Raw genomic sequence first — 7,060 nt, 5'->3', positions numbered from 1 at the left:
CCCCCATGTCCCCTCACCCGGTTCCAGCCCCACCCATGTTCCCCGCTGCGGACGGGCCGCGGGGGCCCCCCCCCCCGCCCCCCACCCCCGATGCCCGCCCCAGGGCACCGGGGGGGCTGCACCCACACGGATCCGCCAAGACCCCGGTTGGGTCGCTTTCGCAGGGCCAGGACCTTGCCCCGATGGGCAGCATCCTGGCCGACACGGCTTATCGTCTGCTGCTGGCTTGACGGCCAGGCGTCACTTCAGGTGCCGGGCGAGGAATCGGCCCGCTTCGTCGCCTGCGGACTGCGGGACGCCGGTGTGCCCGCCCGTATTGGCGTGCAGGGTCTTCTCCTTGGACCCGAAGGCGTCGAACAGGTCCAGGGCCGCCTGCCGGTCATTTCCTTCGTCGTCCCACTGCAGCAGGACGTGCAGCGGAATGGTGACCTGGCGGGCCTCCTCGAACATGGCCCGGGGGACGAAACTCCCGGCGAACAGAACAGCGGCCGAGATGCGCGGCTCGACCACCGCCAGCCGGGTCCCGATGGAGATCACTCCCCCCGAATAACCGACCGGGCCGCCGATCTCGGGCAGCGACAGGAGGGCATCCAGGGCGGCCTGCCATTCAGGGACCGACTTGTCGACGAGCGGGAGGATGAGGGCGTCGATGATCTCGTCGCTGACCGGATCGCCGGCCGCCATGGCCCGGCGCAGGTTGGCGCGGGCCCGCTCGGCGGCGGGCCAACGGGGCCTGTCGCCGCTTCCGGGGAGCTCGATGGTAGCCGTGGCAAAGCCGTCCGCCGCAGCGTGCCGGGCCCGGGCCACCAGCCGGGGGTACCTCTTGCGCAGCCCGAGAGGAGGGGGGCTCAGCAGGATCAGCGGCGCCGATGCGAACGCGGATGCGGGCGTCCACAGGATGCCGGGGATCTCACCGAGGGTGAATTCGCGCTCGAGGACAGCGTCGTCGAGCTGCTGTTCAGAAGTGAAGTGCATGGTCGTGCCTTTCGGGAGTGCTGTTGAAGCGCTCCCGGACGACCTATCGCCCGACCGTGACCCCGGAGGGGAGCACCCATGTTGATACGTTCACGGGTACCACCTCCTCGCTCTCTCGCACGGCCTCCGGAAACGTAGCAGTGGCTGCTGTGGTTCCGCCAACAGGTTTTTGCGGAGGCTCTGTGGCCGAACACCATGGCGTCGGAGTCTCGTCTGTCACTGGTCAGGAAGCGCACGTCCGCCACCGATTAGAGCACCGAAAAACTGGCATTCTGTGCCTGGGTGAGGTGTTCATCAGCGCATCTCCAAGCCTTGAACGTCCGCTGCCACGTCACCGCAGCGGCCAAGTTCCTCGACTGGCTGACCGGCACTGGGCTGACGCTGAGCGACTGCACCCAGCCTGACCTGGAGCGATGGACCTCAGACGCCGATGCCACCTATCGGGACGAGACCGGCCACTTCGTCCGCTGGTCGGTACAGCACCACCACGCCCGCGGCCTCACCTACGGCACCACCCGCTGGACGGGCCCCCTCAGCACCATCGACAGCGAGAAACGCTGGTCAGACGCCCGACGACATGTCAGCCGCCGCGTCCCGGAGAACCAATGAAGCTACCCATCACCATCCACCAGGCACGGCTCGGATCCACGGAGTTCAAGGTCCTCCGACCAGCCCGGCCCCTGGTCCACGCAGTGCTCATCGACCACGATCGGCACCTGGACACCTACCTCGATCAGGACGCCGCCCAGCGAATCGGTGGGCTGTGGAAGCTCGCCGCCTCTTCACCGCGCTCGCTGGTCCACCTGCCGATGCGGGGGAACCTTGGCCCCTCCCGCGAGCTGCCAGAAGACGGCACACGGCAGCTTGATCTCGTACTGCTGCACCACTCGCTCCAGTTCGCACCCTCACGCTGGAAGGAAATACGAGGACGACTCGGCCCAGGGCGTCCGCAGACCGTGAAGCTGCCCGGCCCAGGACACACCGACGGAGCCGTGATTGATCACGAGGCACGGCATTACCAGGAGAACCGGGATCTGTTCCACCAGCATCTCCACGCCGAGACCCTGTTCATGACCGGCAGCGCGAAGGTGTTCAGGGACACCGCCCGGTACTTCTTCGACGTCGCCCGGAACGGCCCCGGATACGTCCCCGTCCATCCGGGCTACCCGCACTTCTGCACCGAGCTCCACTCCAACGACGGCATTCTCGGCGACGCGCGCGAGATCCACATCGAGTACTGCGACCAGTGGGACTCATGACCCTGACCGACAGGACCCCGCCGACCATGACGTTCAACGATCACCTCCAGCATCTCGTCGAGAGGGCCCTCGCCTCCATCCCGGCCGCCGACGCCGGCGACATCTACGCTGTCTCCTTCCTCATCGACAACGAGGACGACGACCCTCGTCAGCCGACCTTGACGATTGGCTACAACACTGAAACTCAGGCCCGACGCAGCATCCAGGAGGCCTCTGACCAGGCAGAAGCCCGCTGGAACTACGCTTTCTGGATTCAGAACGAGCTGACTGTGGTCGGCGACCTGACCAGCGACCCCGCCGGGGCCACAGCCCGCCAGGAGTGGATCACCGAACTCGGACTTTGGTACGACGAGCCGACCGACCTCGCCGACTGGGATTCAGTCATCGGGCCACTCGCCGCGCAGATCGAGGCCCGCTTCAACCAGACCTGCTGCCAGCTCGCCCGAACTCTCCACACGACCGGCGTCATCGAAAGATCTGTCGGCCGAACCGTGCCGGTGATCGTCCACGAGCTGGAGTACTACGAGGCGATCGCCCGGCAGACCGAGGCCGCCAACCCGCCCGGCTTCGCCGACGAGTTCACCTCATGGGTCCGCAATGGCTGAGGCATTCGGACAGTTCCAATACCCGACTCCACCATTAGCCGTCTACCCTGCCGAGACGATCGAGGCCCACCGGGCGTTCATCGCCCGCCGACGGGCCTCCCGTCCCGGCGAGGAGTACCGGATCCCGACAGAGGATGAGTGGGACGCCTTCCTCGCCCACTTCGAGAAGCGGACGGTGTCCATCGGCACCTGCGCACGCGCCTTCGGATCCCCCTGCATCCATGAGCACGCTTGTGTCAGATGCTCGCTACTCCGACCTGACCCGGTCCAACGGGGACGGCTTGCCGAGATCCGCGACAACTTGATCGCCCGAATCGCCGAAGCCGGGACGGAAGGCTGGCTCGGCGAGGTCGAGGGTCTCCAGGTCAGCCTGGCTGGCGCCGAGGAGAAGCTCAGCCAGCTCGATCGGGGCCACGCGCAGAATACGGCCGTGGACCTTGGCGTCCCCACCATGCGTGGTGATCGATGAACCTAGAAGGTGGGATGCCGCATGGCCCTCAACCAAGATCGAGAATAGGGTTGAGGAAGCGTGCGTCAAACGCCCTTCAGAACACGATCAAGTGCCGCCCGGCCTGCAGGTCCCCAGTGCGGCTTGCCGCCGGGAAGGCCCCGATCTCCGTTCTGCCCCATGAGCATCAGGAACAGGCTCTTCATAGCAGCCAGCCCGCGGGCGCGCCGGATCGCGGCCTCGTCTGCATGCGCGTACATGTCGAAGAACCGTGAGGCCGTGCCCGCGGGCAGCAGCACCCATGCGGCGGCGAGGTCCCACGCCGGATCGCCGGCGAACATGGCACCGAAGTCGACGATGCCCGAGAGCGTTCCGTCCGAGACGACGACGTTCGCGGGATGGAGGTCGCCGTGCACCCACACCGGCGGGCCCTCCCACGCGTGGGCCGCGACCGCGTCTTCCCAGACGGCCCGGACGTCGGCAGCGATGTCGTTAGGGCCAACGGCCTGGAGGAAGTCTTCGAAGCCGTCCGTGCAGCCCCGGGGATGGGCACCGAAGTCCGTGGAGATCGGCGCCTCGGCGGGCGCCTCCACATGGAGCGCCTGGAGGAAGCCCGCCAGCGTGTCGGCCGCGTGATCGCCGCGGCTGATCGAGCCGTGGTCCAGCGGCTCGCCGGGAACCCACGTCATCACGGTCCAGTGCTTGGGGAAATGCTCGGACGGTTCGCCGAACCGCACCGGGGTCGGCACCGGGAGCGGTAGGCGCGGGGCCAGCACCGGGAGCCACCGCCGCTCCTTCAGCTGGAGCTCGGGAGTGGGGTCCATGCGCTGCATGCGCACGGCCAACTCGTCCCCGAGGCGCCACATTTGGTTGCCCCAGCCGCCCGCCACCTCCCGAATGGCCAGCCCTGCAAGGTCTGGATGTTGCTCCTGCAGCAGGTCGCGGACCAGGTCTGCGGTGATCTCGATCTCGGTGTCGGTCATGCGAAGTCACAGTACTGAGGCGGCAGGCGGAGCAGTTCTCGCTCTCCGGAACAGCTCGCTGTAGTCCCTCTGGCATCACCAATTCGGTCTCGAAGAGCTGCAGATCAGAAGCTTTGGGACCGCACGGCCCCAAGGTTCAGAGAAGCCTGCGTCAGATGTCCCCTACTGCTCGTCGATCCGACCCAGATGGGGAGCCGCAGGTGGCTGCGCTGTCGGTCCCGCGGTCTACGGTGCAAACATGTTTAGCCTGCCCGATGGTCTGCCTCCCGGCCGGTTCCTGTCTCGTGATCCCGTACCCGTGTGGGTCTCTGACGAATTCCCTACGGACATCGAAAGGCTGTGGCCCCGCCTGCTGAGCGAGCAACGAGCACGCGGCCTGGTTCCGCTCCTGTGCTGGCCCGCCGCCATGGGAAGACCGCTCAGCCCGGACCATGTCGACGCCGTCCGCCTGGAGGAGGTACTGGCGGCGGACTTCGTCGAGTACCGCCGCAGGAGGCTGCCGTTCTGGACGGACCTGACGCCAGCCCCGGTACCTGAGGAAATCGAGCCATGGCCACACGACCCCGGGCCACCCTTCGAACAGTGGCCGGGCCTGACACCGGCGATGCCGGTTACGTCCGCGGGCCCGACGCCCGAAGAGGCTGCGTCAAGCCTGCTTGGCGGGCTCATCGAGACGTGCGAGTTCGGGCTGGACGAGTGCTGCCTCGTTCTCGTCCCTGCCCATCGCAGCAGCGATGCTCTGGCGTTGATCGGCTGGTCCGCAGAGGCGCCACTCCCTCTGCTGTGTGCACTCCTGCGGAGCTGGGAGGACCGCTTCGGTGCCCAGGTCGTGGCGATGTTCGGCAGCGAGCTGCACGTCTCGGTCGCGAGACCTCTCGTTGAAGCGGAGCACGCGAGCCGGCTCGCTTTGGAGCATGTGCTGTCGACCGCGGACAACATCGTCGATGACCCGCCCACGCCGTTCCCCGAGTACGCGACGGACCTTGTGGGGCGGACTTCCTGGTCGTTCTGGTGGGACTAGACATGACGGCCTGGCTGGCTCCCTCGTTGCGTCGGATGTGCCGTTGCCTGATGAGCAGTGGGCGAGGATCAAGCCGTTACTCCCGGACCGGACGCCGAGGCGTGGGGGACGGTGGAGGCACCACCGTGAAGTAATCGACGCGATCGACTGGAAGTTCCAGAACGGATCACAGCGGGTCCAGTTGCCGGAGAAGTACGGCAACTGGAGGGGCGTCTGCAACCGGCTGCGGATGTGGGCCATCGACGGTACTTGGGAGCGGGTGTTCACTGCGCTGATCGCGCAGGCCGACGCCGAGAATGACCTCAACTGGGCCGTCTCGGCAGACTCCACCATCGTGCGCGCACACCAGCACGCGGTCGGGGCCCGAAAAAAAGGGGCCCCGACTGGCGAGCCGGACGACCCTGCCATCAGCCGGTCCCGCGGCGGACTGACCACGAAGATCCATCTCGCGTCCGATACCCACTGCCGGCCCCTGGCCTTCTACCTCACCGCAGGACAGGCCGGCGACGCGCCCGCGCACGTGATGGCCCGCCCGCGCGTTCCTCGACGGAGGGGACGACCCCGCGCGAGGCCGGACCTGGTCCTGGCCGACAAGGCCTATTCCTCCCGCGCGATCCGCGAGCACCTGCGCAAGCGCGGGAGCCAAGCAGTGATCCCCGTTCCGGCCGATGAACGCGGCCACCGGCTTCGTCGCGGACGCCGCGGTGGCAGGCCACCGGCCTTCGGCCGCGAGGCATACAAGCAGCGCAACATCGTCGAACGCTGCATCAACCGCTTGAAACAGTGGCGAGGCGTCGCCACCCGCTACTAGGCCGTTTCCTTCGGATCACCTACCGTCAGAACCGGTCACATCTGTGTACACCGGACTGCGGTCGGAACTGGGGTCCGTGCTTGGCCGGAAGGCCACGTCTGGGCGCTGTTCCTCACCACGGAACCTCCTGGCCAGGCAGCTCAGGTATGCGCAGGTCGTCGATCCAGTGCAGACGAAATCATTTGACGGCGTCGGGAGAATGCCTGGCATGGGTACAGACATAAGCGGCTTCCTCGAGTATCGGGCGCCGCAAGAGGATCAGGAGCCGATCTGGTACAGCGCACACACCCTCAGCTCCCTCAACGATGTCCGTAACTACGACGCGTTCGGTTGTCTTTTCGGGGTCCGCAACTACGCGAACTTCCGCCCCTTGGCCGCAGGCAAGGGGTTTCCCGCCGACGCCTCGGCCACCGTGAGTGCACGGTTCGCCCAGCTGACCGAGTGGTACGGCGAAGACGGCTGCCACGGCACCACGTGGATCACGTGGGCCGAGGTGAAGGCCGTCGACTGGAACGAGCTCGCAGAGAAGCCCGACAGCCGGCTTCACCAATACCGCCAGACGCAGAACGGGCTCAGGATGACGGGCAAGTCCTCCTGGAGTCGCGCATTCGCCGAGGCTGTCGGTCTCAAAGCGGGCGAGGCGCGGGAGTGGCCCGAAGGAAGTGAGTGGCTCGTCGGGGACACGCTCTATAGATCCGTCACCATTCGCCGCAGAGACGCCGTCACCGAAACCGGCGAGTGGCAACCTGTCTGGGAAGCCATGAAGGAACACGCCGAACAGCACGGTGACGACAACGTGCGCCTCGTCGTGTGGTTCGACGACTGAACAGGACACTGACATCGCGCATCGCCGCTGGGCCCTCGGGTCTTGTCCCCGAACGGTGGACACCTTTGTGTTGTTATGCGGCAAGTGTGATGTTAGCTGATTGTTGTTCGTAGGCGATGGGGGCCTGCTGAC

The 7,060-nt window shown here is 66.7% G+C and carries 8 protein-coding genes and 1 pseudogene; 7 read left to right on the top strand and 2 right to left on the bottom strand.

Annotation, left to right across the window (positions count from 1 at the left end):
• Positions 1–240: 240 nt before the first annotated feature.
• A complete protein-coding gene (locus ACFU5K_RS30750; protein ID WP_384067695.1) occupies positions 241–975 on the bottom strand; it encodes an alpha/beta hydrolase in 735 nt (244 codons plus the stop codon).
• A gap of 312 nt (positions 976–1,287) precedes the next feature.
• Between ACFU5K_RS30750 and ACFU5K_RS30745 the strand changes: the two genes are divergently transcribed.
• Genes ACFU5K_RS30745 through ACFU5K_RS30730 form a run of 4 tightly spaced genes read left to right on the top strand, consistent with a single transcriptional unit; the run spans position 1,288 to position 3,308 of the window.
• Positions 1,288–1,584 (top strand): hypothetical protein, encoded by a 297-nt coding sequence (locus ACFU5K_RS30745; RefSeq protein WP_384067692.1) that lies wholly within the window; start codon positions 1,288–1,290, stop codon positions 1,582–1,584.
• Positions 1,581–2,234, top strand: coding sequence for a hypothetical protein (locus ACFU5K_RS30740; RefSeq protein WP_384067689.1), 654 nt, complete (start codon positions 1,581–1,583; stop codon positions 2,232–2,234). The genes ACFU5K_RS30745 and ACFU5K_RS30740 overlap by 4 nt, the downstream gene beginning before the upstream one ends.
• 26 nt (positions 2,235–2,260) lie before the next feature.
• Complete coding sequence (locus ACFU5K_RS30735) at positions 2,261–2,839, top strand: hypothetical protein (protein WP_384067686.1); 579 nt, start codon at positions 2,261–2,263, stop codon at positions 2,837–2,839.
• Positions 2,832–3,308, top strand: a complete 477-nt coding sequence (locus tag ACFU5K_RS30730) for an integrase (RefSeq protein WP_384067684.1) — start codon at positions 2,832–2,834, stop codon at positions 3,306–3,308. The genes ACFU5K_RS30735 and ACFU5K_RS30730 overlap by 8 nt, the downstream gene beginning before the upstream one ends.
• A gap of 65 nt (positions 3,309–3,373) precedes the next feature.
• Here the strand turns inward: ACFU5K_RS30730 and ACFU5K_RS30725 are convergent, their stop codons facing one another.
• Positions 3,374–4,270: an aminoglycoside phosphotransferase family protein gene (locus ACFU5K_RS30725; protein ID WP_384067681.1), complete on the bottom strand. Its 897-nt coding sequence runs from the start codon at positions 4,268–4,270 to the stop codon at positions 3,374–3,376.
• A gap of 406 nt (positions 4,271–4,676) precedes the next feature.
• On the opposite strand from ACFU5K_RS30725, the gene ACFU5K_RS30720 reads away from it, so the two are divergent.
• From ACFU5K_RS30720 to ACFU5K_RS30710, 3 genes and pseudogenes are all read left to right on the top strand, one after another.
• Positions 4,677–5,291: a DUF4253 domain-containing protein gene (locus tag ACFU5K_RS30720; RefSeq protein ID WP_384067679.1), complete on the top strand. Its 615-nt coding sequence runs from the start codon at positions 4,677–4,679 to the stop codon at positions 5,289–5,291.
• A gap of 37 nt (positions 5,292–5,328) precedes the next feature.
• Positions 5,329–6,096: pseudogene (locus ACFU5K_RS30715) on the top strand (IS5 family transposase); the annotation flags it as partial.
• A 172-nt stretch (positions 6,097–6,268) separates the two neighbouring features.
• Positions 6,269–6,928, top strand: a complete 660-nt coding sequence (locus tag ACFU5K_RS30710) for a hypothetical protein (protein ID WP_384067676.1) — start codon at positions 6,269–6,271, stop codon at positions 6,926–6,928.
• Positions 6,929–7,060 lie beyond the last annotated feature (132 nt).

Origin of the sequence: Streptomyces sp. NPDC057428 (genome assembly GCF_042803195.1) — a bacterium.
Classification (GTDB): domain Bacteria; phylum Actinomycetota; class Actinomycetes; order Streptomycetales; family Streptomycetaceae; genus Streptomyces.
Note: the sequence above shows the minus strand (reverse complement) of the source record. Positions and strands in the feature narration are given on the sequence as shown.

Excerpts from the sequence above, each read along its gene's own strand:
- ACFU5K_RS30750 (WP_384067695.1), bottom strand. The coding sequence starts at position 975 with ATGCACTTCACTTCTGAACAGCAGCTCGACGACGCTGTCCTCGAGCGC.
- ACFU5K_RS30740 (WP_384067689.1), top strand. The coding sequence starts at position 1,581 with ATGAAGCTACCCATCACCATCCACCAGGCACGGCTCGGATCCACGGAG.
- ACFU5K_RS30735 (WP_384067686.1), top strand. The coding sequence starts at position 2,261 with ATGACGTTCAACGATCACCTCCAGCATCTCGTCGAGAGGGCCCTCGCC.
- ACFU5K_RS30730 (WP_384067684.1), top strand. The coding sequence starts at position 2,832 with ATGGCTGAGGCATTCGGACAGTTCCAATACCCGACTCCACCATTAGCC.
- ACFU5K_RS30725 (WP_384067681.1), bottom strand. The coding sequence starts at position 4,270 with ATGACCGACACCGAGATCGAGATCACCGCAGACCTGGTCCGCGACCTG.
- ACFU5K_RS30720 (WP_384067679.1), top strand. The coding sequence starts at position 4,677 with ATGGGAAGACCGCTCAGCCCGGACCATGTCGACGCCGTCCGCCTGGAG.